Origin of the sequence: Sanguibacter biliveldensis (genome assembly GCF_033798665.1) — a bacterium.
Lineage (GTDB): Bacteria > Actinomycetota > Actinomycetes > Actinomycetales > Cellulomonadaceae > Sanguibacter > Sanguibacter inulinus.
Genome location: NZ_CP138359.1, coordinates 3,672,661 through 3,699,005, shown reverse-complemented (window position 1 = coordinate 3,699,005; position 26,345 = coordinate 3,672,661). Strand labels below are relative to the sequence as shown.

Here is a 26,345-nt window from a genome sequence, read left to right as displayed (position 1 = left end):
GTGTCGCAGGTGCACGCGCCCACGATGCTCGGGCTCGACCTGGCTGGTCGGCAGGTCCTCGTCGCCGGAGGTGGCCCTGTGGCCACACGCCGCGTGGGCACGATGCTCGACGGTGGGGCAGTCGTCGTCGTGGTCGCCCCGGAGGTGACCGACGAGCTGCGGAGCCTGGCTGCGGCCGGACGGGTGACGCTCCTCGACCGGACCGTGGAGCCTGGCGACGTCGACGGCTGCTGGCTCGTCCACGCCTGCACGGGCGACGCCGACGCCGACGCGATGCTGGCCCGTCAGGCAGACGCGCAGCGGGTGTTCTGCGTCGTGTCCTCCGACGTCACGCTCGGCTCGGCCCGCTCACCGGCGACCGCAGACGTCGCGGGCATGGTCCTCGCGGTGGTCTCGTCAGGGTCGGCGGACCCGCGACGGGTCGCTGCGGTCCGCGACAGCCTGGTGTCCCTCGTCCGCGGCGGACAGGTCGACCTCGGCGCGGTGCGCCGGGAAGCTGGCGGGGCTGGTGCCATGACCGGTGCTGCCGGTGCTGCCGGTGCTGCCGGTGCTGCCGGTGGGGCCGGGACAGCTGGGGAGCCTGCTGACCTCACGGGTCCTGGGTACCTCTCGCTGCTCGGTCCCACGGTCCTGCAGCCCGGCTCGGTCGCGCTCGTCGGCGGTGGGACGGGCGATCCCGACCTCATGACGGTCAGGGCGCGCACGCTCCTCGCGCAGGCCGACGTGGTCGTCGCCGACAGGCTCGGGCCCACGGCCGTGCTGACCGAGCTCGCCGACCACGTCGAGGTGGTGCACGTCGGCAAGAGCCCGGGCATCCACCAGGTCCCGCAGCAGGGCATCAACCAGATCCTCGTGGACCGTGCGCAAGCAGGGCTGCGGGTGGTCAGGCTCAAGGGCGGAGACGCCTTCCTCTTCGGTCGCGGCGGTGAAGAGGTCCTCGCCTGCCGGGCCGCCGGCGTGCCGGTCCAGGTGGTGCCGGGCATCACGTCGGCCGTCGCGGCGGCGGAGGTCGCCGGCATCCCGGTGACCCACCGCGGGACCGCCGACAGGGTGCACGTGGTCAACGGCCACGGCAGGCTGACCGACCTCGACCTCGCGGCACTCGCGACGCCGGGTGTCACCGTCGTCATGCTCATGGGGCTCGCGGGCATCGAGCGGATCGTGGCCGAGGCCCTCGCGGGCGGTGCCGCGCCGAGCAGACCCGCGGCTGTGGTGGTCCGGGCGACCCTGCCGGGGGAGCAGGTCGTCCGCGCCCCGCTCGCCGACCTCGCGAGCGCATGCCACGCAGCCGGTCTCACGTCGACCGGGGTCATCGTGGTCGGCGAGGTCGCCCGCGAGGGCTTCCTCGACCCGGCCGCGCCAGGTCGCGCTGCCGAGGCCCCGCCGAGCCGCAAGCAGCTCCGCGAGGCGGCTGCCGCTGTCGCACGCGCCTGACCCTGTCCGACGAGGTCGTACCCGTACCCACGAGGTCGTCCCTGCACCCACGAGGTCGTCCCTGCACCCACGAGGTCGTACAGACACGCCGTTCTGCGGGTTGACCACCGCGATCTTGGCGTGTCCGTACGACCTCGGGGGGATGAGGGTGATCTCGGGGTCACGCTCAGGCGGGTTCGGTCAGCTGAAGTCGCAGCCGACAGCCATCGTGACCACTCCGAGGACAGGTCCGTGGAGCGGCTCCCAGAGTGCGGCGAAGGCTTCGCCCTGCTCGCGGGTCTCGAAGATGACGCCGATGCCCGAGCCCGAGGACCCAGCGCCGTCGGCCCCACCGATGCCGAGCTCGGCGTCAGCCCCAGGCTGACACCTGAACGGCACCTCGGGGTCGAGGTATCCGAGGTCGAGCACCTGGTTCGCCGGCCTGTACAGGGCAGGGTCGACGTCTGCGAGGTACTCGCGGTCGCTGCCCGCGATCCACACGATCGTCTCGTCCGGGCGGCTGTCCCCGCGGAACGCCACGTCATGCGACATCTGCGCGGGCCACCCGGCGGCGACGCCAGGGTTCGGGACCGCCTGTCCCTGCTCGTCCATCCACAGCGACGCCACGTCGCCCGTGACCACCAGCTCTTCAGGGGTGGTGATCGGGGCGCCGGGGTTGAACGACTCGTCGTAGGGGATGCGTTCGGTCACCGTGGCCGTCTGGGAGACCCAGATCGAGTACCGCCCTGCCGGGAGCGGGGTCGTGCCGTCCGTGCACAGCGTGCGTGCGAGCGGGCCGGTCGTGGACACCTCCGACGGGAAGCCGTCACCCAGGTCGAAGGGCGTGGTCGTCGCAGTCGGTGCCTGCTCGGTCCACCCGACGACCACGCCGTCCTTGACCGCGACGGCGGTGAGGTGCGTCGAGACGACTCCGGCGAGCCCGTCGCCGGAACGGTTCCAGAAGGTCGCCGTGATGCTGTCGCCCGCAGCCCCCTCGATCCAGGTCGGGCTGAAGCCGAGGTCCGGGCTGCCTGACGGAGGAGTGACCACGGCACCGCACGCCGGGAACACGGCGGTCGGGTCCGCCTGCGGCAGGGCAGCGGGCTGGGACGGCTCTGGCTCCGTCGGAGCCGTGGGCTCGGCGGGCGCCTCGGTCTCGGCGGGCTCTGAGGTCGGCTCGGCGGGTGCGGTCGTCTCGCTCGGGGCCGAGCCAGGCTGCGGAGAGCCGATCACGTCAGGCAGCGGAGCGCTGTCGTCGCCGAACAGCTGCACGGCGGCGAAGGCGCCGGTGCCGACGAGCGTCAGCCCGGCGACGGCAGAACCGACGACGAAGAAGGGTCGGCGTCGACGCTTCGCTCGGATGCGCTCGGCAGCCGCCCGGCGGATCTGCTCAGCAGGCATGGCTCCGTCGACGGCGTCGTCCGCAGCGCGGGTGAAGGTGGTACGCAGGTCGTCGTTCACCGGTGGCTCCTCGGCTCGTCGTCGGTCGGGTGGTCTGTCCTGGTGGGTGGTGCGCCAGTTCCTGGCGCATCCTCCTGTGCTCGAAGGGCGGCAGAAGCACCAGACGTGCCCGGTGTGCCGGGCGAGGCTCCAGGGAGCGAGGGAGCGAACCGTTCGTCGCCCACAGCGCTGGCCGCACGCCCGCTGCCTGCGGGGACCGGTGCGAGGTCGGCCAGCAGACCGCGCAGCGCCGCGTGCGCGTCGGCGACGTGCCGGCGGGCCGTCCCCTCGGCGATGCCGAGCTCGTCGGCGATCTGCGGGACGGTGAGGTCGTCGTAGTACCGCAGCACCACGCAGGCACGCTGCCGCGGCGACAGCCGCTGGAGGGCGACGGCCACGTCGACCTGGTCGCCCGTCGCAGGCGCCGTGCTCTCCTGACGGTCGGCGCTCGCGGTGAGGTGCCTGATCCGCGACCAGCGCGTCCGGCGGCGGTACCCGTCGAGGTAGATCGTGTAGATCGCCCGTCGTACGTAGGCCTCTGCCGCGTGCGGCTGCGGTGCGGACTTCCGCGAGAAGACCTTCACCAGCGCGTCCTGCACGAGGTCTTCGGCGTCGCGCACGTTCCCGCTCAGCAGGTACGCGTACCCCAGGAGTGCTCGGTGCCGAGTGCGCACCAGCTCTCCCATGTCGTGCTCCCAGTCGTCCATCTCGTCCCCTGTCCTGGTGTTGCTGTCACACATCATGACGCTCGGGGTCGGCAGAACAGTGGGGGTGAGTTCTGGGTGACTCGCTGTGGGCTGATGCCGCCCGCGCTGCTGGGTCAGCCGCAGGCAGCCTCGCCGTCCACCTGGACCGGCGCGTAGCCGAAGGCCTCGGTGAAAAGGTCGACGAACCGTGCGGCGTCCTCGGGAGTCTCGAAGGCCACGGCGTACCCGAGGGTGAGCTGCAGGTCGTCTGTCGGCGACACCCCGGCGAGGGTGCCCGCGGCCTCGGGCTGGCAGGTGAGTGGGAGGACGTGCTCTCCAGGGGCGTAGCCGATGTGCTCGAGGGTCGTCCAGGCAGCTTCCTGGACGATAGCGGCGTCCATCCTGTCGGTCTGGCTCCGGGCCCCGAACCCGGCGATCGGCGAGAACCAGACGACGCTCTGGGCTGTCGCGGTCCCGGCCTGGACCGCAGGCGTGACGTCGGCGGGCCAGTCGAGCGACGCGGACGACTCGTCGAGGGCGGCCTCCGGGCTCCCGGTGGCCGAGCCGTCGGGAGCGCCGGCGCCGGTGGGGGTGCCCTCGGACATCGTCCCGGCCGCGTTCCCGAAGTACCTCACGACACCACCGTCGTCTGTCTCTGCGAGCGTCATGCTCAGCGCTGGTCCGACGACGAGTCCCGGGTCGCCGATCTCGGGCCAGGTGGCAGGACTGGGCGCGTCAGGGTCTTCGACGCGGGTGATGCCGTAGACGGTGTAGGTCCCGGGCTCGTACGCACCCGGCCGGGAGACCTGACCGCAGGCCTCGACGCCCCAGCTCGACAGCACCGCGACGCTGTCCGCGTCGAGCGAGGTCTGCATCCTCGACCATGTCGTCGGGCTCGCCGGAGGGGTCGCGACGACCACGCCGTCCTTGACCAGCACGAAGCCTGTCGGGCCGACGACCGTGCGCTCCACCTCGTCGGCACGGATGTTGACGTAGAGGGTCGGCAGAGGCTCGGTCGTCGAGAACGGCCGGTCGTCGAGCGGACCAGAGGTGATGTCGTCGCCGTCGAGGTCGCCCACCGCGGCGGGACGGTCCGCGGCGAAGGAGTACATGATCGACGGGGACGCCGTGGCCTCGAGGTAGTCGGGCGCGGGCTGCCCGCACAGCGTCCTGATGCTCTGGCCGCGCGGGTCGTCCGGGAGGGCGACGACAGGTGCGTCGTCGTCGCGGAACAGCTGGAGTGCGGCGAGGGCGCCCGTCGCGGTGACGGCGAGGCAGGCTGCCGTCGCGCCGGTGACCAGCACGGGCCTGCGCCGCCTGCGCTGCCGGACCGTCGCGAGGACCTTCTCGGAGGCCGCGTCGGGGTCGACCCTCGAGGCACCGAGAGAGGCCAGGGATCCGAGGTCGTCGCGCAGGGTGCGGGTCACTGTCGTGTCCTTGTCGTCGGGCTGGTCTGGTGCGCAGGAGCGCGGTCGATCTCCGGTGCAGCGGTGATAGGTGGCGCGAAGCGTGCGTGGTCTCCGGCGCCGGGCTGGTCGTGGCGACCGGACTGGTCGCCACCGCTGTCCGCGGAGCCGCCGTCGGTCTGGTCGGGCTCCGCAGAGCCCGGCTCGACAGCCGGGGACGCACCGAGCGTGACGGGAGAGTCGTCCGGGAGCTCGACGTCCTCGCCGAGGATCGCCCGGAGGGCCTGGTGCGCGTCGGACAGGTGCCGCTTGACGGTCCCCGGAGCGCACCCGAGAGACTTCGCCACCTGGGGGACGGTGAGGTCGTCGTAGTACCGCAGCACGACGCAGGCGCGCTGTCGGGGGGTGAGAGCGTCGAGGGCCACGGCCACGTCGAGCTGGGCGCTCGTGGCCAGCTCAGCACTCTCCTGGCGGTCGACGACCCCCACCAGGTGCTTGATGCCGGACCACCGTCGCCGTCGCCTGTACTGGTCGAGGTAGAGGGTGAGGATCGCGCGGCGCACGTAGGACTCCGAGGTCGCGGCCTCGGGCGCGCGACGACGGCTGAACACCTTGACGAAGGCGTCCTGGACCAGGTCTTCGGCTTCCTTGACGTTGCCGCACAGGAGGTAGGCGTAGCCGGTGAGCGCGCCGATGCGCTCGCGCACCATCCTGCTCAGGTCGTGCTCGTCGGTCATCGGTCCCCCTGCTGTCCCTGCTGCCCGGTGCCGACAGTCGTCGGTGCCCTCACCCCTCCACAACGCACCGTGCCCGCAGAACGTTGGGGCGCGTCCCCCTGCGCACCCCGTCCGGCCTGCGTAGACTGCCCGCTACGTCGACCGAGTGTGATCGGCGTCACATGCGACGGACGTCGTGTGCGGTGCAGTCGTCAAGGAGGACGGATGCTCGAGCTCGGAACCACCAGTCTTGTCATCGTCGGCGTGATCGCGGTGATCGGGGCGCTCTCCCTCGTCGTCGCCGTCGTGCTCCGACGCCAGGTGCTCGCCGCCCCCGAGGGCACGGACAGCATGAAGGAGATCGCGCTCGCGGTCCAGGAGGGGGCCTCGGCGTACCTCAGCCGGCAGTTCAGGACCCTCGCACTCTTCGTCGTCGTGGTCTTCGGGCTGCTCTTCGTGCTGCCCGGCGACGCGAGCATCCGGGTGGGCCGCTCGGTCGCCTTCGTCGTCGGGGCCGGCTTCTCGGCCGCGATCGGGTACCTCGGCATGTGGCTCGCGACCCGGGCGAACCTCCGCGTCGCCGCGGCCGCGATGCACCCTGGAGCCCGGACCGAAGGGGCCCGCATCGCGTTCCGCACCGGGGGAGTGGTCGGCCTGTCCGTCGTCGGCCTGGGGCTGCTCGGTGCCTCCGGGGTCGTGCTGCTCTTCCGCGGCGACGCGCCGTCGGTCCTCGAGGGCTTCGGCTTCGGAGCGGCGCTGCTGGCCATGTTCATGCGCGTCGGCGGTGGCATCTTCACCAAGGCCGCCGACGTCGGCGCGGACCTCGTCGGCAAGGTCGAGCAGGGCATCCCCGAGGACGACCCGCGCAACGCCGCGACCATCGCCGACAACGTCGGGGACAACGTCGGCGACTGCGCTGGCATGGCCGCGGACCTCTTCGAGTCCTACGCCGTGATGCTCGTGGCCGCGCTGATCCTCGGCAAGGCGACCCTCGGCGAGCAGGGGCTCGTCTTCCCGCTGATCGTCACCGCGGCCGGGGCCTTCGTCGCGCTGCTGGGCATCGCGACCACCCGGGTGCGCGGGTCGGAGAGCGGGCTGCGCGCGATCTACCGCGGCTTCTACGTCTCCGCCCTGCTCGGCGCGGTCCTCGCTGCCGTCGCCGCCTTCGCCTACCTGCCCGCGACCTTCGCCGAGTCGCCCGGGACCGCCGACCTCTCCGACGTCACGAGCGACCCGCGGGTCGTCGCGAGCCTCGCCGTGCTCGTCGGGGTGGTGCTCGCCGGGATCATCCTCTGGGTCACGGGGTACTTCACGGGCACCACCTCCAAGCCGACGCTGCACGTCGCCGCGACCTCACGGACCGGCGCCGCGACGGTGATCCTCTCCGGGATCGGCGTCGGCTTCGAGTCCGCCGTCTACACCGCAGGCATCATCGCCGCGGCGATCTGCGGGGTCTTCCTGCTCGCGGGCGGCTCGGTCTGGCTCTCGCTGTTCCTCGTGGCCCTCGCCGGCTGCGGGCTGCTCACCACGGTCGGTGTCATCGTCGCGATGGACACCTTCGGGCCGGTCTCGGACAACGCCCAGGGGATCGCCGAGATGTCGGGCGACGTCGACGAGGAGGGCGCCCAGGTGCTCACCGACCTCGACGCCGTCGGCAACACGACCAAGGCGATCACCAAGGGCATCGCGATCGCGACGGCCGTGCTCGCCGCGACGGCGCTCTTCGGCTCCTACGCCGACGCCGTCCAGTCCGCGCTGCGCGACGTCACCGACGCCGCGAGCACGGGGATCGTCACGTCGATGCTCAGCTTCTCGATCATCTCGCCCGTCACCCTCGTCGGGGTGATCCTCGGGGCGGCCACGGTCTTCCTCTTCTCGGGGCTGGCCATCGACGCCGTGACCCGGGCGGCCGGGGCGATCGTCTTCGAGGTCCGGCGCCAGTTCCGCGAGCACCCCGGGATCATGACCTACGAGGAGCGTCCCGACTACGGCCGGGTGGTCGACATCTGCACCCGCGACTCGCTGCGCGAGCTCGCGACCCCTGGCCTCCTTGCGGCCTTCGCGCCGATCGCCGTCGGCTTCGGGCTGGGGGTCGGTCCGCTCGCCGGGTTCCTCGCCGGGGCGATCGGTGCCGGGGTGCTCATGGCCGTGTTCCTCGCCAACTCCGGGGGTGCGTGGGACAACGCGAAGAAGATCATCGAAGACGGTGCCTACGGCGGCAAGGGCTCGCCCGCGCACGAGGCCGTGGTCATCGGCGACACCGTCGGCGACCCCTTCAAGGACACCGCTGGCCCCGCGATCAACCCGCTCATCAAGGTGATGAACCTGGTCGCGGTGCTCGTCGCGCCCGCGGTGGTCGCGATGAGCGTCCCGGCCGACGCGAACCACACGCTGCGTATCGGGATCGCGGTCGTGGCGGCGCTGATCGCCTTCGGGGCGATCGTCGCGAGCCGCCTGCGGGCCGCACGCGTGGACGCGGCGTCGCTCACCGAAGAACCCGCGGGAGCTGCGCGACGACCTCAGGACGGGTGACTGGCCTGCGCTGACCGCTGACCGGCTGCGGTCGGCGCAGGCCGGCCGACCAGCAGCCTCGACCGCACGACCGCACGACCGCACGACCGCACGACCGCACGACCGCACGACCGCACGCCAGCACGACCGCCTGGCCGCCTGGCCGCCTGGCCGGCGGTCATGCGGTCGCGGCGGTTGCGGCGGCGGGTGCGCAGGGCGAGCATGACCGCATGGACCACCTCGACGACCAGCACCCGCCGTCAGACGGCCCGAGCGGCCAGCCGCTGCGGATCCTCAGCTACAACATCAAGAGCCTGCAGATGGACGCGACCGCCGTCCGCGACGTCATCCGCGAGAGCGACCCCGACGTCGTCGCGATCCAGGAGCCCTGCCGCTACCTCACGGGCGGTCGCCGCCGGATGCGAGCCCTCGCCGCGGCGACGGGGACGGTCTGCGTGATCCCCGGAGGCAGCCCCTTCGGCGCCTACACGACGGGGCTCCTCGTTGCCCGCAGGCACGAGGGCGCCGTCGTCCGACGCCGCGGCCGACCGCTCAGCTGGCGGTGGTGGCGTCGGCGCGACCTGCGGGCGTGGCCGACGCGGCGGGGGAGCGCGCTCGTCGACCTCGGCGACGTCGTCGTGGTCTCGGTCCACCTCGGGCTCGACGCCCGCGAGCGCCTGGACCACTGCGCCGAGGTCGCGCGGCTCGTCGAGCGTGCCGGGGCGGCACGGTGCGTGGTCGCCGGGGACCTCAACGAAGAACCGGGTGGACCGGCGTGGCAGGCCCTCGGCACGCTCCTGCACGACGCCGTGCCCGATGCGCCGGGCCTCACCTTCGCGGCACCCAAGCCGCGTCGGCGGATCGACGGGGTGCTCGTCGGGGACGGGTTCGAGGTGATCTCGTCGAGGGTCCTGCGCACGCCTGCGGCGCTGCGGGGGAGCGACCACCTCCCGCTGCTCGTGGAGGTCGTGCGCCGGGCCTGAGGGTCTGGGCCCTGAGGACGGCCCCGCCGTCACGCTGAGCTACGTACCGACGGGCCGCGTACCGACGGGCCGCGTGCCGACGCGCCCCTCGTGCACAGGCGTTCCGGGTGCGTGCCGCGACGGCGCGTCCGACCATGGGGCATGGCTGATCACCCCGACACCCCGTCCCCCGACCACCTGCCACCCGAGGGCGTCGACGACGCGACGGTCGAGGCCGTCGGCGGCGTGACCGCGGCGCTCGAGGTCGTCGAGCAGGCGCGTGGCATGCTCTACGCCTTCCACAGGCTCACGGGGCGCGCCGACAACGAGCTCGCCGAGGCCCTCGACAAGCTCGAAGAGGCCGGTCACAAGGAGCTCGCCGACGAGGTCCGGGCCGACCTGGTGGGCCTCAACGTCCTGCAGGGGCGCTGGACCTTCCAGGTGGTCGAAGACTACGACGACGGCTACTGGACGCGGTTCCGCGGCTGGGAGAAGACCGTCCGCGACAGGCTCCTCGGCGGCCGGAGGCACGTCTACGAGGCTGGCCTGAAAGAGCAGAACCGCACCCCGGGCCGTGAGGGGCACGAGGCGCGTCCGCCGGGCTGAGGAGCAGCTGGCGCGCGGCGCGCACCGGTTTGGAAGGGTGCTCTGCGCCGCGCACCATAGAGAGATGACACCCTCCAGACCGCGCGCGTCTCGCCCCAGGGCCCTGGCCTCCGTCGTGCTCGCGGGTGCGGTGGCCCTCTCGGTCTCGGCGTGCGGCGACGACCAGCAGGCCGGAGGCTCGGACGAGGCGTTCTGCGCCGACTACGCGCAGTTCAGCCAGGCCGAGTTCCTCGACGGGGTCGACACGACCGACGTCGCATCGGTCCTCACGGCCCTCGACACGATGGTGCAGGACGCCAAGCAGATCCAGCCGCCGGACGAGATCTCCGCAGCGTGGACGACCGTGTTCCAGGCGAGCGAAGACCAGGTCCAGGTGATGCGCGGCGTCGACTGGTCCTCCGAGGCGGCGCAGCAGGAGTACTTCGCGTCGGTCGAGGGCTTCAGGTCCGACGAGCTCGACGCGGCGACGGCCGAGGTCGAGGACTACGTCGCCGAGCACTGCGCGTCCTGAGCGACCGGGTGAGATCCGCAGCGGATGGGGACTAGTGCCCCGATTCTGAGTTGCGGCTGTGAGCGACGCCCCCCGACTATGGACGCATGACTACACGCCGGTACACCAAGAACCTGTTCGCGACCTCCACGGCCGCCGTCCTCGCCCTCGGCCTCCTCGCCGGGTGCAGCAGCGGCGGGTCCCTCGAGGACTACTGCAAGGAGGGCGAGGCCCTCTCCTCCGGCGACTTCGCCCAGGACATCGACCCCAACGACCCCGACGCGATGAAGGCTGCCTTCGACGACATCGTCACGAAGGTCAAGGACATCGACGCCCCGGACGAGATCAAGGACGACTGGAACGTCCTCGTCGAGTCCGTCGAGAAGCTCAACGACGGCATGAAGGACCTCGACCTCACCGACGCCGACGACCAGGCCAAGTTCATGGAGCTCACGACCGAGCTCAACTCTGACGAGGTCACCGCAGCGAGCGACCGCGTCACCACCTTCAACGACGAGAACTGCGAGGCCTGATCCTCCAGGTCCCGGCGTGACCGACTGACAGAGGGCGGCTCCCCGACAGGGGAGCCGCCCTCTGCGCGTCTGCCGGCCGCGACGCGCTCGGGTGGTCTGCTCTGATGAGGAATCATTGCTGCCATGAGCCCGACCACGCACAGCGCCCCCGGCCCCTCGACCGACCCGGCCCTCGTCGCCCTCCTCAGGGCCGACCTGCAGGCCAGCGGGTTCACTGTCGAGGGTGTTGAGGACGCGCTCGGCCCTGTCGCCGCAGCGGCCCTGCACCGTGAGCAGGCGCTGCCCGCGCTCCGGGCGAGCGCACCGCAGGTGCCCGCGGCGACCCATGCCTCAGGTGCCTCGCCCTCTGGTCCGGCAGCCCCGGCGGCCCTGGTGGTCCCGGCACGGTCGGCGGTCCTCACGCTCACGCGGCTCTTCGTGCTCGGGCGCGAGGTCCCGGCCCGTGACCTCGACGCCGCACTCCCGGGCCTGGGGTCGGCCGGTGCGCAGGAGCTCGGCCTCGTCGCCCTCGACGACCCCACCGACCTCACCGCTGCTGGGCCGGTCGTCCGCCCGCTCGTCGACCTCCGGCCGTACTCCGCGCACGACGCCCGTGGTCCTGTCGACTGGTGGCTCGCCTCAGACCTCGGCGAGCTCGCCACGAGCACCCGGCTCTCGGGCGACCACGTCCTCGGTGCGGGTGGTGCGTCGATCACCCTCGCCCAGGTGACAGGCCGGTCGCCGCGAGCCCGGGTCCTCGACCTCGGCACAGGTTGCGGCATCCAGGCGCTGCACGCGTCGCGTCACGCCCAGACCGTCGTCGCGACGGACATCTCCGAGCGTGCGCTGCGCTTCGCGGCCTTCAACGCCGCCCTCGACGGGGCTGAGCTCGACCTGCGCCTCGGGTCGATGCTCGACCCCGTCGCCGGCGAAGAGTTCGACCTCGTCGTCTCGAACCCGCCCTTCGTCATCACCCCGCGCACCGTGCCCGCCGGGTCCGTGGAGCCCGGGCGCGACGCAGCCGACCGACCAGCGGGCCCCGGCGAGATCCCGACCTACGAGTACCGAGACGGCGGACGCTCGGGTGACGACCTCGTGCGCGACCTCGTCACCGGGGTCGGAGCGGTCCTGGCCCCCGGCGGGGTCGCGCAGATGCTCGGCAACTGGGAGCACCGCGCCGGGGAGGCGTGGACCGAGCGGGTCGGACGCTGGCTCGACGAGTCTGGCCTGGACGGCTGGGTGGTCCAGCGCGAGGTCCTCGACCCGGCCGAGTACGCCGAGACCTGGATCCGTGACGGTGGCACCACCCCGGAGCGTGAGCCCGAGGCCTGGGCGAGCGCCTACGGTGCGTGGCTCGACGACTTCGCGTCCCGGGACGTCGAGGCCATCGGCTTCGGGTTCTTCGTGCTGCGCAAGCCCCTCCCCGGGGAGGAGGTGACGCTGCGGCGTCTCGAAGAGCACACAGGATCGGTCCGCCAGCCTCTCGGTACGCACCTCGAGGCGAGCCTCGCCGCGCACCTCTGGCTCGAGACCCTCGACGACGAGGCCCTCGCGCAGCAGAGGCTCGTGGTCGCGGCCGACGTGACCGAAGAGCGTTTCTACACGCCGGGCGCCGCCGACCCGAACATCGTCATCGTGCGCCAGGGCGACGGGCTCGGCCGGGGCGTGCACGCGTCGACCTCGCTCTCGGCCCTGGTCGGGGCGTGCGACGGCGAGCTCTCCGTCGGGCAGATCGTCGCGGCGATCGCGACGATCTTCGAGGTGTCCGGCGCGGAGCTGGCCGCCGAGCTGCTGCCTGCGGTCCGCAACCTCGTCCGGGACGGTTTCCTGGTCCGAGACGCGGGGTGACGTCCGGCCGTCCGCGGCAGCCTCACTGCCAGACGGGCCGGCGCGGCCTGACCGCCGGACGGGCCGGCGTGGCCTGACCGCCGGACGGGCGGTCGCAGCCCGACCTCTAGCCGGACCGCGGCAGCCTGACCTCGAAGGTCGCCCCGCAGGATGCTTCCCCCGTGCCACGGGGACCGGTCCCGGGGCCGCCTCCGAGCGGCTGCGCCGGACTGTGCGCCGTGAGTGTGCCGCCGTGCTCCTGCACGATCGCCTGGGCGATCGCGAGGCCGAGACCCGTCGAGCCCCCGACGCGGTTGCGGGCCGAGTCCCCGCGGCTGAACCTCTGGAACAGCGACGGCAGCAGCGCCGGAGCGATGCCCGGGCCGTCGTCGGTCACGCTCACGACCACAGTCCCGGGCTCGGCCCGCAGCCCGAGGACCACCCGGGTCCCCGGAGGCGTGTGGACCCGGGCGTTGCTGAGCAGGTTGACGAAGACCTGCCGCAGCCGCGCCTCGTCTCCGCGGACGACGACGTCGGGGGCCGGCGCGTCGTCGTCCGCATCGTCGGTGCCCTCAGTGCCGTCAGTGCTGCCTGGGCTGTCAGTACTTCCAGTGCTCTCAGCGCTGCCAGTGCTGCCTGTGCGCTCAGTGCTCAGCAGGTCCAGCTCCCACACGTGGTCGTGGCTGGCCGCGTGGGCGTCGGCGAGCGCGTCGACGGCGAGCAGCGTGAGGTCGACCTCCTCGCGCTCGAGCGGACGGCCGGCGTCCAGCCGGGCGAGCAGCAGCAGGTCTTCGACGAGGGCGCCCATGCGCAGCGCCTCCGACTCGATCCGGTCGAGCGCGCGCAGCGTGTCGACGGGGACGTCGTCGGGCGACCGTCGGACGAGCTCGGCGTAGCCGCGGATCGAGGCGAGCGGGGTCCGCAGCTCGTGGCTCGCGTCGGCGACGAACTGGCGGACCTGCGTCTCGGACTCGTGCCGGGCGGCGAGCGACGACTCGACGTGCCCGAGCATCCTGTTGAGCGCTGCCCCCACGGTCCCGACCTCGGTCCGCTCGTCGGTGTCCTGCGGGTCTACGCCGTGGATCTGCTCGACCTCGCCCCTGTCGAGCTGGAGCTCGGAGACCCGCAGCGCGGCGCCCGCCACGCGTTCGAGGGGGCGCAGCGCCCGCCGGACCAGGACTGTCGCGGCCGCAGCGGCGAGCAGCACGGCGAGGACGATGAGCGCGACCTCGACCGCGACGTAGGAGCGCAGCGGGTCGTCGGCAGGCGCTGTCGAGACCGCGGTGACCACGGTGTCCCCAGAGGGCGTGGTGGTCGAGATCGCGAGGAAGCTGCCGAGGTCGCCGAGGTCGACCTCGTGGATGCGGCCGTCGGTGGCGAGGGCCTCGAGGGTCGCGAGGGCGTCGGTCCCCACGAGCGAGCGGAAGTCCCCGCTCTCGTCCACGTACCCGGCGTGCACGACCGTGCTCCCCGAGAGCAGGACGTCGATGTCGCCCGCCCCCTGGCCGGGGACCTGGTACTGGGAGGGAGCCTGCCCGGGGTCGGCCGCCGAGCAGTCTCCACCGTCAGGGCACCCGGAGGCCGGTGGGGTCGACGAGCCGCCGAGGTCTTTGAGCGGCCTGTCGACGGCACGCGAGCTCGCCTGCCGGAGGTCGTCCTCGATCTGCCCGACCAGCTCGCTGCGCAAGGAGAGCGTCGACACCACCGCGAGGATCGAGCAGATGAGCAGCACGAGACCGATGAGCAGCGCGACGAGCTGGCGGCGCAGCGTCCACGGACGTCGCCGGCTCTGCGCGTGACCTCGGTCGTCGGCCGCGGGCACCGCGCTCACGCAGCCGGCCCGGCGCCCACGGCGGTGGTCGACACCTGCGCAGCAGAGACTGCGGGCTTGAGCACGTACCCGACCCCGCGCAGCGTGTGGATCATCGGTTCGCGGCCGGCGTCGATCTTGCGCCGCAGGTAGGAGATGTACAGCTCGACGATGTTCGCCTGCCCGCCGAAGTCGTACTGCCAGACCCTGTCGAGGATCTGCGCCTTCGACATCACCCGTCGCGCGTTGCGCATGAGGTAGCGGAGCAGCTCGAACTCTGTCGCGGTCAGGTGCACGTCGTCGCCACCCCGGCTCACCTCGTGCGAGTCCTCGTCGAGGGTCAGGTCGCCGACCACCAGCAGCGCCTCGTCGCGCGCGGCGCTCGCCCCGGCCCGGCGCAGCAGCCCGCGGAGGCGCGCGACGACCTCTTCGAGGCTGAAGGGCTTGGTCACGTAGTCGTCGCCCCCGGCGGTGAGCCCGGCGACGCGGTCTTCGACGGAGTCGCGCGCGGTGAGGAACAGGACCGGCACACCGTCCTGCTGCTGGCGGATCCTGCGCAGCACCTCGATGCCGTCGATGTCGCCCAGCATGATGTCCAGGACGATCACGTCGGGCAGGGTCTCCCGTGCCAGGCGCACCGCGGACTGGCCGTCGAGGGCCGTCGAGACGTCCCAGCCCTCGTAGCGCAGAGCCGAGGTGAGGAGCTCGGCGAGGTTGGGCTCGTCGTCGACGACGAGCACCCGCAGGGGGCTGCCGTCGGCGCGGGTGAGGCGCGGCAGGGCGGCGCGGGCGGAGGTGTCGGAGAAGGCCATGGCTCCATGGTGCTCCGGCTTGCCCCAGGGTGTCCTGAGCCCGGGCTATGAGTTTCCTGTGAGGGTGCACCTCGAGACCACCCGACCGGCACCGGTGTGCGCGACTCGTCGACACGGTCTTCCCAGGACGGTCACAGGGGGTGGACTACCGTTGGACGGTGAACTCCGACCGACGACCCGGTGTGCTGCCGGCTGCGGGTGCCTCGGGCGCCGCACGCCGTGGGCGGCCCGCGCCGTCGACCCGCGCCACCCAGGTCCTCCCGACGGGCCCTGCAGGTCCTCGTGGACCTGTCGGCCCTGCGAGCACCGTGACCTCGGCAGGCTCGCCGGCGGGCCGTCCCCGGGCGGGCGGTCACCGCCCGCCGAGCGCACCACGAGGCGCAGACCTCTGGACGGGCGTCCCCGTCCGCACCCGCCTCCTCGCGGTGCTCGTGGCTGTCGCCGCGGCCGCAGGCATCGTGGTCGTGTGGGAGGTCTTCGTCGCCACCCGCACGGGCCAGGTGATCGAGGACTACGCCTACGACGGTGCCCTCACAGGTCGCACCCGTCTGTGGACCGTCGCCGAACCCGTCCTCGGCGTCGTCTCGGTGAGCTTCGTGGTCCTGGGCACCCTCGCTGCGATCCTCGCCGCGCTGGTCCGCAGGCGCTGGCTGCTCGCCGTCCAGGCCCTCGTCCTCGTCGGCGGGGCGAACCTCACCACGCAGGTGCTGAAGAAGATCGTCCTCGAACGACCGGTCTTCGACTCCGAGATGTGGTGGACCAACTCTCTGCCGAGCGGGCACACCACCGTCGCGGCGTCCGTCTCGGTCGCGCTGCTGCTCACAGTCCCGCGCCTCGCGCGGCCGTGGGTCGCGATCTTCGGGGCCGGGTACACCGCCGCGACGGGGATCTCCACGCTCGTGGGACAGTGGCACAGGCCGAGCGACGTGGTCGCCGCCGTCCTCGTGGTGCTGTTCTGGGGAGCCCTCGCCTGCGCGCTGACCACCCGCGACGCCCAGGACCCCGGCCCCGCCGACGACCGCCCGCGCAAGATCTCCGCCCCGAAGGGCTCGTCGTCCGCCTGGGTCCTCGCGATCCTCGGCGTGGCCGGGACCGGGGCCGCTGGGGTCGCGCTCTGGGCCCTCCAGCAGACGGCGACCGTCGTCGACGGGAGCGGCCAGCCCTTCACCTCCCAGGCCGAGCTGGTCGCCTACGCGGGCGGCGCGGCCGGTGTCGTGGCCGCCACGGCCGTCTCCTTCGGCCTCCTCCTGGCGCTCCGCCAGACCGTCGCGAGGCCCCGTTCGACGGCCTCCCGCAGCGGCCAGGTGTGACGACTGGAGCCCGGAGGCCGTAGGCTGCCGAGTTGAACGCCTGTCCAGGTCTCGCACCACCTCTCGTCACGGAAGCAGGGCTCTGAATGTCCGCTGGTCGCAAGCTCGTCATCGTGGAGTCGCCCGCCAAGGCGCGCACGATCGCCGGTTATCTCGGCGACGACTACGAGGTCGAGGCGAGCGTCGGACACATCCGTGACCTCCCGCAGCCGTCAGAGATGCCTGCGGACATGAAGAAGGGCCCCTTCGGCAAGTTCGCCGTCAACGTCGACGGCGGGTTCGAGCCGTACTACGAGGTCTACGCCGACAAGAAGAAGAAGGTCGCCGAGCTCAAGCGGGCGCTGAAGAACGCCGACGAGCTCTACCTCGCGACCGATGAAGACCGCGAGGGCGAGGCCATCGCGTGGCACCTGCTCCAGGAGCTCAAGCCGAAGGTCCCCGTGCACCGCATGGTGTTCCACGAGATCACCCGCGAGGCGATCAACAGGGCCCTCGAGAACACCCGCGAGATCGACGGCCGCATGGTCGACGCGCAGGAGACCCGCCGCATCCTCGACCGCCTCTACGGCTACGAGGTCTCGCCGGTCCTGTGGCGCAAGGTCCGTCAGGGCCTCTCGGCCGGGCGCGTGCAGTCTGTCGCGACCCGTCTCGTGGTCGAGCGCGAGCGCGAGCGCATGGCCTTCGTCACCGCGAACTACTGGGACGTCTCGGGTGACTTCACCACCCAGGACGGCCCCGACGCGGGCGAGTGGTTCTCCGCGAAGCTCGTCCAGGTGGACGGCTCGCGCGTGGCCTCGGGCCGCGACTTCACCGACGCCGGGACGCTCAAGAACGCCAAGGGCGTCGTGCACCTCGACGAGCAGGCGGCCCACGCCCTGGTGACCGCTCTCGCCGACCAGCCGGCCGTGGTCCGCAGCCTCGAGACGAAGCCGTACACGCGTCGACCCGCCGCGCCGTTCACCACCTCGACCCTCCAGCAGGAGGCGTCGCGCAAGCTCCGCATGTCCTCGCGGCAGGCGATGCGCACGGCACAGACCCTGTACGAGAACGGCTACATCACCTACATGCGTACGGACTCCCCGTCGCTGTCCACCCAGGCCACCGACGCCGCGCGCCGCCAGGCCGCAGAGCTCTACGGGCCCGAGTACGTGCCGTCCTCGCCGCGCGTCTACGCCTCGAAGTCCAAGGGCGCGCAGGAGGCCCACGAGGCCATCCGCCCCGCCGGTGACTCCTTCCGGACCCCGGCCCAGGTGTCCCGTGAGATCAGCGGCGACCAGTTCAAGCTGTACGAGCTCATCTGGAAGCGCACCGTCGCCTCGCAGATGGGCGACGCCCGCGGGTCGACCGCCTCGGTCCGCCTCGGTGTCGCCGGCACCCTCCCGGCGGGAGCGCCGACGATCGGCGACGCCGGCCCCGGTGCCCAGACCGACGCGGTCTTCGCGGCCTCGGGCACGGTCATCACCTTCCGCGGCTTCCTCGCCGCCTACGAGGAGGGCCGCGACTCCGAGCGCTACGACTCGGCCGACGGCACCGAGAACCCGAAGAAGGCCGAGGGCGACGCCCGCCTGCCGCAGATGGCCGAGGGCGACGCGATGACGTCGCGCGAGCTGTCCGCCGACGGGCACTCGACCTCCGCGCCGCCGCGCTTCACCGAGGCGAGCCTGGTCAAGGCGCTCGAGGAGCGCGGCATCGGCCGACCCTCGACCTACGCCTCGACCATCTCGACCATCCAGGACCGTGGCTACGTGCTGAGCCGTGGCCAGGCCCTCGTGCCCAGCTGGCTCGCCTTCGCGGTGATCCGGCTGCTCGAGGAGCACTTCGGGCAGCTCATCGACTACGACTTCACCGCCGAGATGGAGGCGGACCTCGACGCGATCGCCGCGGGCGACAAGGAGCGGGTCGCCTGGCTGACCCAGTTCTACTTCGGTGACGACACCGAAGGCTCGGACGAGGGGCTGCGCCAGCTGGTCGAAGACCTCGGTGACATCGACGCCCGCGAGATCAACTCGGTCCCGATCGGCGAGGGCATCACGCTGCGCGTCGGACGCTACGGCCCGTACATCGAAGACACCGCCGCCGAGGTCAAGGAGGGTGAGAACCCGCCGCGCGCCTCCGTGCCCGACGAGGTCGCCCCGGACGAGCTCACCGTCGCGAAGGCGCGCGAGCTCCTCGAGACGCAGGGCGACGGGGACATCGTCCTCGGCGTGGACCCGTCGACCGAGACGACCATCGTCGCCAAGGCCGGCCGCTACGGCCCGTACGTCACCGAGGTGCTGCCCGAGCCCGAGTTCGACGAAGGTCTCTCGGCTGCTGCGCTCAAGCGTGCCAAGGCTGCCCTGCCGAAGCCGCGCACGGCATCGCTGCTCAAGACCCAGTCGCTCCAGACGATCACCCTCGACGACGCGCTCCAGCTGCTCTCCCTGCCGCGCGTGGTCGGTGTCGACCCGGAGTCCGGCACGGAGATCACCGCGCAGAACGGCCGCTACGGCCCGTACCTCAAGCGCGGCACGGACTCCCGGACGCTCCCGAGCGAAGAGGCCATGTTCACGGTCACCCTCGCCGAGGCCCTCGAGATCTACGCTCAGCCCAAGCGCGGCCGCGGGGCTACGGCCGCGCCGCCGCTCAAGGAGCTCGGCGAAGACCCGACCTCGCAGAAGCCGATCGTCATCAAGGACGGCCGCTTCGGTGCCTACGTGACCGACGGGACGACCAACCGGACGCTCCCGAAGGACATCACCATCGAGGGCATCACGCACGAGCAGGCCGTCGAGCTGCTCGCCGAGAAGCGCGCGAAGGGACCGGTCAAGAAGACCACCCGGGCTGCTGCTGCCAAGAAGACCCCGGCGAAGAAGACCCCCGCCAAGGCCACGGCGGCGAGGTCCACCACCGCGAAGACGACGGCTGCGAAGACGACGACCGCGAAGAAGGCCCCGGCCAAGAAGGCACCCGCCAAGAAGGCCACGCCGGAGGCCTGACCGACGGTGCGAGCGAGCCCCGACGACCTGCTGGTCGCCGGGGCTCGCTGCGTCAGGCTCTGGACGCGCGTCTCGAGGTCTCCCTGGTAGCGGCGACAGCCTGCGCCGTCGACCGGCCGCGCGGGGGGCGGGCGAAGACGACGTGGCGCTGGAGCTCGTAGCTCGCGGCGAAGAGCACGACCTCGGTGAGCACCTTCGCGGGGAGCAGGGCCAGCCCGGCTGAGGTGAGGGCCAGCAGCAGGGCGTAGTTGGCAGCGAGGAGCAGCACGACCAGGGCGGAGTACCGGACCGCCGCCGAGCCGACGGGTCTCTCCCGGGCCGACTCGAAGACGAGCCGGCGGTTGGTGACGAAGTTGACCGTCGAGCTCACGGCGCGTGCGCCGAGCACAGCACCGAGCAACGAGCCCGTGAGCGCGTGCAGGACCAGCAGCACCAGGGTGTCGGTGAGGAACGCCGCGAAGGAGGCGACCATGAACTTCAGCAGCGGTGCGTAGATCCGTGCCGAGTCGCGGACGGGCCTGAAGTGGGACGACGCGTTGTCGTCGAGGTAGATCGTCGCGATCTCGACCTCCTCGACGCTCCGCCCGGTGGCCGAGGCGCGCAGCAGCAGGTTGAGCTCGTACTCGTACCTGTCCCCGTCGACGGTCAGCAGCCACGGCAGCATCGCGGCCGGGTAGCCGCGCAGCCCGGTCTGGGTGTCGTGGACGTCGAGGCCCGTGGAGAGGCGGAACATCGCCCGGGTCATGCTGTTGCCGACCCGGCTGCGCAGCGGGACGTCACCGACGAACCGGCGCGAGCCGAGGACCATCGCGGCCTCGGAGGTCTGCACCCTGTCGGCGACGCGGAGCACGTCGACCACGCTGTGCTGACCGTCGCAGTCGGCGCAGACCACATCGTGCCCCGGGGAGACCGAGACGACCCAGGCGAACCCCGTCTTCAGCGCCGCGCCCTTGCCGCGGTTGGTCGGGTGCGTCAGCACGAGGGCCCCGGCGGCCTGCGCCGCGGCGAAGACCGGCGCGAAGGCCGGTCCGGAGCCGTCGTCGACCACGACGACATGCAGCGCAGGGTCGGCTGCCCGGAGCGAGGAGACGAGGTCGACGAGCGGGGCTGCCGGCTCGTAGGCGGGGACCAGCACGATCACGGCCCTCACCCGCCGATGTACATGATGTCAGAGGTGCCGCGCTCTTGATCCTTGCCGAGCGGGTCGTTGACGAGCTCGCCGCCGAAGACCATCGTCGAGGACCCGCCGCCGTCGAGGTTGTAGGCGGTCGTGGCACCGAGGCCCTGCATGATCTCGGCGAGACCCGTCATGGTGACGCCGGCGCTGTACCCGGGGCTGCGCCCGTCGACCACCACGAAGACGAGGTGGTTGTCGTCGACCACGCCGACGGCAGTACGGGGCTGCTCGCCCTGGATCGAGTGGTTGCCGAAGTTCGTGTCCACCTCGACGTCATCGATCCCGGCGAGGACCTGCCCGTCCTCCAGGAGCGCGGGACCGAAGGACAGGGTGTTCCACACGCCGTCGGCGACGAGCTGGTCGGCCGTCGTCGAGGTCTCGTCGTAGACCTCGACGTGGCCGTCGGTGTAGAAGGCCAGTCCCTGCCGGGCGCCCTCGTCGCGGTAGACGACGCCGTTGCGGATGACGATCCCGGTGTCCCGGAAGCCGTAGTAGTCGCCGTTGATCGCGAAGACGGCGTCGTTGTCGGCGGCGATGTCCGAGGTCGTCTCGGTGATGTTCTCGCCGAAGGCGTTCTGCGCGAAGGCAGAGCGCAGGACCGTCGCGTCGGTGAGGGTCACGTCGGCGACGTAGTACGTCACGGTGTCGTCGCCGGTCCCGGTCGTGACTGTCGAGACAGAGATGTCGGCGTCGTCGGAGGTGTAGGTGGTGTCGGTGAGGACACCAGAGGTGTCGGACCCTGCTGTGTCTGCGGTCGAGGCCGTCGAGGTGCCTGTCGCCGCCGCCTGGCTGGCCTCGTAGGCGGCGACGTCGGAGATCTCGACGTGCTCGACGACGTACCTGTCGAGGGCCCAGGCCGTGCCGCCCGCGACGGGCAGGGCGACGGCGAGGACCCCGGCGAGGACCGCGCGCCGGACGCGGCGCGGTCTGCGTGGAGCTTCGGGGGTGCGGGTCGGCTGGTTCATGGTGCAGGTGTACCGAGGGGGTCTGTGCAGCAGGTATGTGCCGGCTGAGGTGCTCCCGTGGCTCGTCGAGCACCGTCTGGTGCCACTCGGCTAGCGTGGGCGCATGACTCTCAGCGTCGAACCGTCAGACACCACGACCATCTCCCTCACCGACGCCGTGCCCTCCCCGGCCGACGCGCCCGCCGTCCGGTGGGGCATCCTCGGAGCCGGTGGCATCGCCGCCGCCTTCGCCCGCGCCGTCACGCAGGACACCGCCTCGACAGTCGTCGCCGTGGGCTCGCGCGACGAGTCCAAGGCCCGTGCCTTCGCCGACGAGCACCTCGGCGACGACGCCGCGCAGGCGCACGTCCACGACTCCTACGAGGCGCTCGTCGCCGACCCCGACGTCGACGTCGTGTACGTCGCGACCCCGCACTCCCACCACCGTGACCACGCGCTCCTCGCGATCGGCGCGGGCAAGCACGTCCTCGTCGAGAAGGCCTTCACGCAGTCGGCCGCCGAGGCCGACGAGGTGCTCGCCGCCGCGAAGGCCCAGGGCGTCCTGGTCATGGAGGCCATGTGGACCCGGTTCTTGCCGCACGTCGCCGCGATCCACGAGATCATCGAGCGCGGCGACATCGGCCGTGTGGTCACCGTGGTCGCCGACCACGGCCAGTACTTCGACGTGCCGCCCGAGCACAGGCTCGTCAACCCTGAGCTCGCCGGCGGTGCGCTGCTCGACCTCGGGGTCTACCCGGTGTCCTTCGCGCACGACATCCTCGGTGCACCGTCGTCGGTCACGGCTGTCGGCCAGCTGACGGAGACCGGTGTCGACGGTCAGGTGAGCATCGTCTTCGACTACGAGAGCGGCCAGCAGGCGCTCCTGCACACGACCCTGTGGTCGGCCACACCGACCACGGCGAGCATCTCCGGCACGGAGGGTCGCATCGAGATCGACGGCGCCTTCTACACGCCGACGTCGTTCCGGGTGACGCGCCGCGACGGCACCACCCGCTCCTACTCGACGCCGCAGGTGCAGGGGCTGGCCTTCGAGGCGGCCGAGGTCGCCCGGCTCGTGTCGGAGGGCAAGACCGAGTCCGACCGCATGTCGTGGCAGGGCACGCTCGACGTGATGAACGCGCTCGACGAGATCCGCCGCCAGGTCGGCGTGGTCTACCCGGGCGAGGAGCGGGGCGTATGAGCGACGCCGCCGTGGGGTCGACCCCCGCGGTCGACGACCCGCGTCTGGCCCCGGCGCTGCGCTGGGGTGTGCTCGGTGCCGGCTGGATCGGCGGCTCCTTCGCCGACGCCGTCCGCGAGCACACGAGCGGGTCCGTCGTGGCGGCCGGTTCCCGGGACGCTGCCAAGGCCGCCGCCTTCGCGGCCGACCACGGCATCGAGCGCTCCTACGGCTCCTACGACGAGCTCGTCGCCGACCCTGACGTCGACGCCGTGTACGTCGCGACGCCGCACTCGCACCACCACGAGCACGCGCTCCTCGCGATCGCCGCGGGCAAGCACGTGCTCGTCGAGAAGGCCTTCACGCGGAACGCTGCCGAGGCGCGCGAGGTCGTCGCGGCGGCCCGTGCCGCCGGGGTGTTCTGCATGGAGGCGATGATGACGCGGCACCTGCCGCACACCGCGATGCTCCGTGAGATCGTCCAGCGCGGCGACATCGGGACGGTCCGTGAGGTCCGGGCAGGCTTCGACGTCACCGTGCCCTACGACCCGACGCACAGGATGTTCGACCCGGCCCTGGCCGGGGGAGCGCTGCTCGACCTGGGGATCTACCCGTTGTCCTTCGCGGTCGACCTGCTCGGCACCCCTGACGAGGTCCGTGCGACAGGTCTGCTGGCGCCGACGGGGGTCGACGCTCAGGAGACGATCGTGCTGCGCTACGGGCAGGAGGCTCTGGCGATCCTCACGACCTCGGTCCGGACCACGGCGCCCGGGACGGCGACGATCGTCGGCTCGGAGGGGCGGATCGAGATCGACGAGCGCTACCTCGTGCCGACGACCTTCCGGGTCGAGAACGCCCAGGGTGTCACCGAGTACGACGGCCGGCTGCGCGACGCCGACGGCGTGCTGGTGGTCGAGGGCAAGCAGTACGAGGCCGCCGAGGTGGCCCGGTGCGTGGCGGCCGGGCTCACGGAGAGCCCGCGCATGACCCTCGACCAGACCGTCGAGCTCATGGAGATCATGGACGACGTCCGCGCCCAGCTCGGGGTCGTGTACCCGGGCGAGGTCTCGGCAGGGCGACCGGTGGTCACCACGGCCTGACCGACCGGTGGGCGCCACGGCCTGACCGACCGGTCAGGCCTCGGGCTCCCCGGCGTCCTGCTCGCTGATCTGGCTTCCGGTCGGCTCGTCCGGGACGGCGACGACGTAGCTCTTGCCGTCGGCGCCGACGACCCGGGTGAGGGTGGTCCGCAACGCACGGTCCCTGCTGCGCTCTGCCTCCGAGGCAGGGCGCAGCGGCGCCGTCGAGTCGCCGACCTGGGCCGGGCCGAAGATCGGCAGCAGGCCCTCGGTGATCCGCAGCCCGCCCGAGCGGCCGTCGGGGTGGTCCGCTGCGTGCTCGGCCCGTCCGGGAGCGTGCTGGTCTGTGTCGTCCCCAGAGGTCGTGCCGTCACCTGTGTGCGGCTCGAGCGTTTCTCGCTGGGCACGGGCTGCAGCGCGGCGACGTCCGAAGATCACGGCTCTCCTCCGTTCTCGGCGCGCTGTCCGCACGTCGACTGTTGGTGCACCAACCATTGGTGTACCAAGCATAGCGCGTCTGTGCGTACGATGACCGGATGAGTGCGACCCCTGCGACCGACCCGCTGGCCCTCGAGAGCCAGGTCTGCTTCGCGCTCTCGGCAGCGGCGCGGGCGATGGTCGCCGTCTACAGGCCCATCCTCGAGCCGCTCAACCTCACGCACCCCCAGTACCTCGTGATGCTCGCGCTGTGGCAGCACGGCGACCTGTCGATGACGAGCATCGCCTCGCTCGTCCACCTCGACCCGGGGACCCTGACACCGTTGGTCAAGCGTCTCGAGGCCACCGGGTACGTGGCACGCGCTCGCGGCGCCGACGACGCTCGGGTCATGATGGTCTCGCTGACCCCTGAGGGAGCAGCGCTGCGCGTCGTCGCCGAGGGCATCCCCGAGCAGGTCGTCCGGCGGACCGGGCTCACCCTCGACGAGCTGACCGACGTCAGGCGGTCCGTCGCCCGGGTCGTCGAGGCAGGGCGAGACGCCGGCGTCCTCTGATCTACGAGGCCTGACGGGCCTCGGCCCTCACGGCCTGCGGTCGACGAGGGTCAGCGACCCGTCGGCGTTGACCCGCACGGCGACGGCGTCGACACCCGAGGCGTGCGCGTCTGCGTCGAGCTCGTCGAGGGTGTGCGTGCCCGCGACCGCGAGCGTCGCGCAGCCGGCCGCCCGGCCCGAGGCGAGCCCGGCGGGGGCGTCCTCGACCACGAGGCAACGCTCGGGCGCGAAGCCGAGCAGCTCGGCGCCACGCAGGAACGGCTCGGGGTCGGGCTTCCCGCGGGTGATGTCGTCAGCCGTGACGACCACCTCGGGTGCGCCGATCCCGGTGGCCGCGATGCGCACGGCGGCGAGGTCACGGGTGCACGAGGTGACGATCGCGTGCCTGTCCCGGGGGAGCGAGGCCAGCAGCTCGGCGGCGCCGGGCAGGACGCGGACACCGTCGGTGTCGGACAGCTCGATCTCGGTCACGCGGGCCAGTGCCGCCTCGACCTGCTCGGGTGCGACGAGGCGCTCGACGAGCGAGCGCGCGGGGGTCCCGTGCGCGATCCGGAAGTCCTCGCCGAAGCCGTGCTCACGGGCCCACAGGGCCCAGCTGCGGTCGACGGCCTCGATCGAGGAGATGAGCGTCCCGTCCATGTCGAAGAGGATGGCGTCGAAGGTGCGGTCGGCGAAGGCCAGTCCTGGAGAGAGCATGCCCCCGAGACTACAAGCGCCGACGGACCGGGTGCCGGGGCCACGGGTGGGGGCGGGGCTGTGTGGCCCTTGCTGGGGCAGCACCCGGACCGGCTGGGGGACGCGTCGACGCGTCGGTGGGCACAGATAGGCTGTGGGGCGTGAGCGCAGACGAGCAGGCAGGCGGCCAGCAGGGGTACTTCATCTCCTTCGAGGGCGGCGACGGCGCCGGGAAGTCCACCCAGTCCAGGCTCCTCGGGCTGTGGCTCGAGCAGGTCACCGGCCGCAGCGTCGTCTGGACGCGCGAGCCCGGCGGCACCGAGCTCGGGCTCGTGCTGCGCCAGGCCGTCCTGCACGGCGACCACGTCGACCCGCGGACCGAGGCGCTGCTCTACGCGACCGACCGCGCGCACCACGTCGCCTCCCTCGTCCGCCCCGCTCTCGAGCGCGGCGACGTGGTCATCACCGACCGCTACCTCGACTCCTCGGTCGCCTACCAGGCCGGCGGGCGCACGCTGCCCGTCGAGGAGATCGAGCAGCTGTCCCTGTGGGCCGTCGAGGGCCTGCTGCCGCACGCGACCGTGCTGCTCGACATCGACCCTCTCGTCGGCACGCGACGCCTCGACACCGCCCCGGACCGCCTCGAGCGTGCTGGGGACGAGTTCCACCAGCGCACCCGGCAGGCGTACCTCGACCGTGCCGCCCAGGACCCCGACCGCTGGGTGGTCGTCGACGCCTCCGGGACCGTCGACGACATCCACGAGACGATCCGTGAGGCTGTCGCCCAGCGCCTCGGCCTCGCGCTGCCCGAGGGAGTCTGAG

The 26,345-nt window shown here is 72.2% G+C and carries 23 protein-coding genes; 13 read left to right on the top strand and 10 right to left on the bottom strand.

From position 1 onward, the window contains the following. The first annotated feature begins 9 nt into the window (after positions 1-9). Positions 10-1,434 carry a uroporphyrinogen-III C-methyltransferase gene (gene cobA, locus SANBI_RS16120; protein ID WP_319156823.1) on the top strand — a complete coding sequence of 475 codons (1,425 nt, stop codon included), beginning with the start codon at positions 10-12 and terminating at the stop codon, positions 1,432-1,434. 180 nt (positions 1,435-1,614) lie between these two features. Here the strand turns inward: cobA and SANBI_RS16115 are convergent, their stop codons facing one another. From SANBI_RS16115 to SANBI_RS16100, 4 genes are all read right to left on the bottom strand, one after another. Then, positions 1,615-2,874 (bottom strand): hypothetical protein, encoded by a 1,260-nt coding sequence (locus SANBI_RS16115; RefSeq protein WP_319156821.1) that lies wholly within the window; start codon positions 2,872-2,874, stop codon positions 1,615-1,617. Next, complete coding sequence (locus SANBI_RS16110; RefSeq protein WP_319156820.1) at positions 2,871-3,560, bottom strand: RNA polymerase sigma factor; 690 nt, start codon at positions 3,558-3,560, stop codon at positions 2,871-2,873. Before SANBI_RS16110 ends, SANBI_RS16115 begins: the two co-directional genes overlap by 4 nt. A gap of 113 nt (positions 3,561-3,673) precedes the next feature. After that, a complete protein-coding gene (locus SANBI_RS16105; protein WP_319156817.1) occupies positions 3,674-4,966 on the bottom strand; it encodes a hypothetical protein in 1,293 nt (430 codons plus the stop codon). Continuing rightward, on the bottom strand, positions 4,963-5,682 hold the full coding sequence (locus SANBI_RS16100; protein WP_319156815.1) for an RNA polymerase sigma factor: 720 nt from the start codon (positions 5,680-5,682) through the stop codon (positions 4,963-4,965). The genes SANBI_RS16105 and SANBI_RS16100 overlap by 4 nt, the downstream gene beginning before the upstream one ends. Positions 5,683-5,886: 204 nt before the next feature. Here SANBI_RS16100 and SANBI_RS16095 point away from each other — a divergent pair, with 204 nt between their 5' ends. The 6 genes from SANBI_RS16095 to SANBI_RS16070 all read left to right on the top strand — a co-directional run bounded on the left by SANBI_RS16095 (position 5,887) and on the right by SANBI_RS16070 (position 12,590). Further along, on the top strand, positions 5,887-8,193 hold the full coding sequence (locus SANBI_RS16095; RefSeq protein ID WP_319156813.1) for a sodium-translocating pyrophosphatase: 2,307 nt from the start codon (positions 5,887-5,889) through the stop codon (positions 8,191-8,193). A gap of 209 nt (positions 8,194-8,402) precedes the next feature. Beyond that, complete coding sequence (locus SANBI_RS16090) at positions 8,403-9,155, top strand: endonuclease/exonuclease/phosphatase family protein (protein ID WP_319156811.1); 753 nt, start codon at positions 8,403-8,405, stop codon at positions 9,153-9,155. Positions 9,156-9,296: 141 nt separating this feature from the next. After that, entirely contained in the window at positions 9,297-9,740 is a 444-nt protein-coding gene (locus tag SANBI_RS16085; RefSeq protein ID WP_179912484.1) for a hypothetical protein, read from the top strand. Positions 9,741-9,804: 64 nt separating this feature from the next. After that, positions 9,805-10,251, top strand: a complete 447-nt coding sequence (locus SANBI_RS16080) for a hypothetical protein (protein WP_319156809.1) — start codon at positions 9,805-9,807, stop codon at positions 10,249-10,251. 86 nt (positions 10,252-10,337) lie between these two features. Beyond that, a complete protein-coding gene (locus SANBI_RS16075; protein ID WP_056127875.1) occupies positions 10,338-10,763 on the top strand; it encodes a hypothetical protein in 426 nt (141 codons plus the stop codon). A 123-nt stretch (positions 10,764-10,886) separates the two neighbouring features. Then, entirely contained in the window at positions 10,887-12,590 is a 1,704-nt protein-coding gene (locus SANBI_RS16070; RefSeq protein WP_319156805.1) for a DUF7059 domain-containing protein, read from the top strand. 106 nt (positions 12,591-12,696) lie between these two features. Here SANBI_RS16070 and SANBI_RS16065 read toward each other — a convergent pair whose 3' ends face one another. Together SANBI_RS16065 and SANBI_RS16060 are read right to left on the bottom strand one after the other, a co-directional pair. Further along, positions 12,697-14,400: a sensor histidine kinase gene (locus SANBI_RS16065; RefSeq protein ID WP_319156803.1), complete on the bottom strand. Its 1,704-nt coding sequence runs from the start codon at positions 14,398-14,400 to the stop codon at positions 12,697-12,699. Next, entirely contained in the window at positions 14,397-15,191 is a 795-nt protein-coding gene (locus SANBI_RS16060) for a response regulator transcription factor (RefSeq protein WP_056127880.1), read from the bottom strand. Before SANBI_RS16060 ends, SANBI_RS16065 begins: the two co-directional genes overlap by 4 nt. Positions 15,192-15,349: 158 nt before the next feature. Here SANBI_RS16060 and SANBI_RS16055 point away from each other — a divergent pair, with 158 nt between their 5' ends. Both SANBI_RS16055 and topA read left to right on the top strand, forming a co-directional pair. Further along, positions 15,350-16,501, top strand: coding sequence for a phosphatase PAP2 family protein (locus SANBI_RS16055; protein WP_319156800.1), 1,152 nt, complete (start codon positions 15,350-15,352; stop codon positions 16,499-16,501). An 86-nt stretch (positions 16,502-16,587) separates the two neighbouring features. Continuing rightward, entirely contained in the window at positions 16,588-19,476 is a 2,889-nt protein-coding gene (topA, locus tag SANBI_RS16050) for a type I DNA topoisomerase (RefSeq protein ID WP_319156798.1), read from the top strand. Positions 19,477-19,528: 52 nt separating this feature from the next. Here topA and SANBI_RS16045 read toward each other — a convergent pair whose 3' ends face one another. Both SANBI_RS16045 and SANBI_RS16040 read right to left on the bottom strand, forming a co-directional pair. Continuing rightward, positions 19,529-20,626: a glycosyltransferase family 2 protein gene (locus SANBI_RS16045; RefSeq protein WP_319156796.1), complete on the bottom strand. Its 1,098-nt coding sequence runs from the start codon at positions 20,624-20,626 to the stop codon at positions 19,529-19,531. Then, a complete protein-coding gene (locus tag SANBI_RS16040) occupies positions 20,623-21,618 on the bottom strand; it encodes a phosphodiester glycosidase family protein (RefSeq protein ID WP_319156794.1) in 996 nt (331 codons plus the stop codon). The genes SANBI_RS16045 and SANBI_RS16040 overlap by 4 nt, the downstream gene beginning before the upstream one ends. 103 nt (positions 21,619-21,721) lie before the next feature. Here SANBI_RS16040 and SANBI_RS16035 point away from each other — a divergent pair, with 103 nt between their 5' ends. Further along, positions 21,722-22,798, top strand: a complete 1,077-nt coding sequence (locus tag SANBI_RS16035) for a Gfo/Idh/MocA family protein (RefSeq protein ID WP_319156791.1) — start codon at positions 21,722-21,724, stop codon at positions 22,796-22,798. Next, positions 22,795-23,877, top strand: a complete 1,083-nt coding sequence (locus tag SANBI_RS16030) for a Gfo/Idh/MocA family protein (protein WP_319156789.1) — start codon at positions 22,795-22,797, stop codon at positions 23,875-23,877. The genes SANBI_RS16035 and SANBI_RS16030 overlap by 4 nt, the downstream gene beginning before the upstream one ends. Before the next feature lie 33 nt (positions 23,878-23,910). Here SANBI_RS16030 and SANBI_RS16025 read toward each other — a convergent pair whose 3' ends face one another. Next, a complete protein-coding gene (locus SANBI_RS16025) occupies positions 23,911-24,294 on the bottom strand; it encodes a hypothetical protein (RefSeq protein ID WP_319156787.1) in 384 nt (127 codons plus the stop codon). A 98-nt stretch (positions 24,295-24,392) separates the two neighbouring features. Between SANBI_RS16025 and SANBI_RS16020 the strand changes: the two genes are divergently transcribed. Continuing rightward, positions 24,393-24,848 carry a MarR family winged helix-turn-helix transcriptional regulator gene (locus SANBI_RS16020; RefSeq protein ID WP_319156785.1) on the top strand — a complete coding sequence of 152 codons (456 nt, stop codon included), beginning with the start codon at positions 24,393-24,395 and terminating at the stop codon, positions 24,846-24,848. Between the two features lie 27 nt (positions 24,849-24,875). Here the strand turns inward: SANBI_RS16020 and SANBI_RS16015 are convergent, their stop codons facing one another. After that, the gene (locus tag SANBI_RS16015) at positions 24,876-25,544 is read right to left on the bottom strand and encodes an HAD-IA family hydrolase (protein WP_319156782.1); all 669 of its coding nucleotides are present in this window, start codon (positions 25,542-25,544) and stop codon (positions 24,876-24,878) included. 140 nt (positions 25,545-25,684) lie between these two features. On the opposite strand from SANBI_RS16015, the gene tmk reads away from it, so the two are divergent. Beyond that, positions 25,685-26,344 carry a dTMP kinase gene (gene tmk / locus SANBI_RS16010; protein WP_319156780.1) on the top strand — a complete coding sequence of 220 codons (660 nt, stop codon included), beginning with the start codon at positions 25,685-25,687 and terminating at the stop codon, positions 26,342-26,344. The last annotated feature ends 1 nt before the right edge of the window (position 26,345 follow it).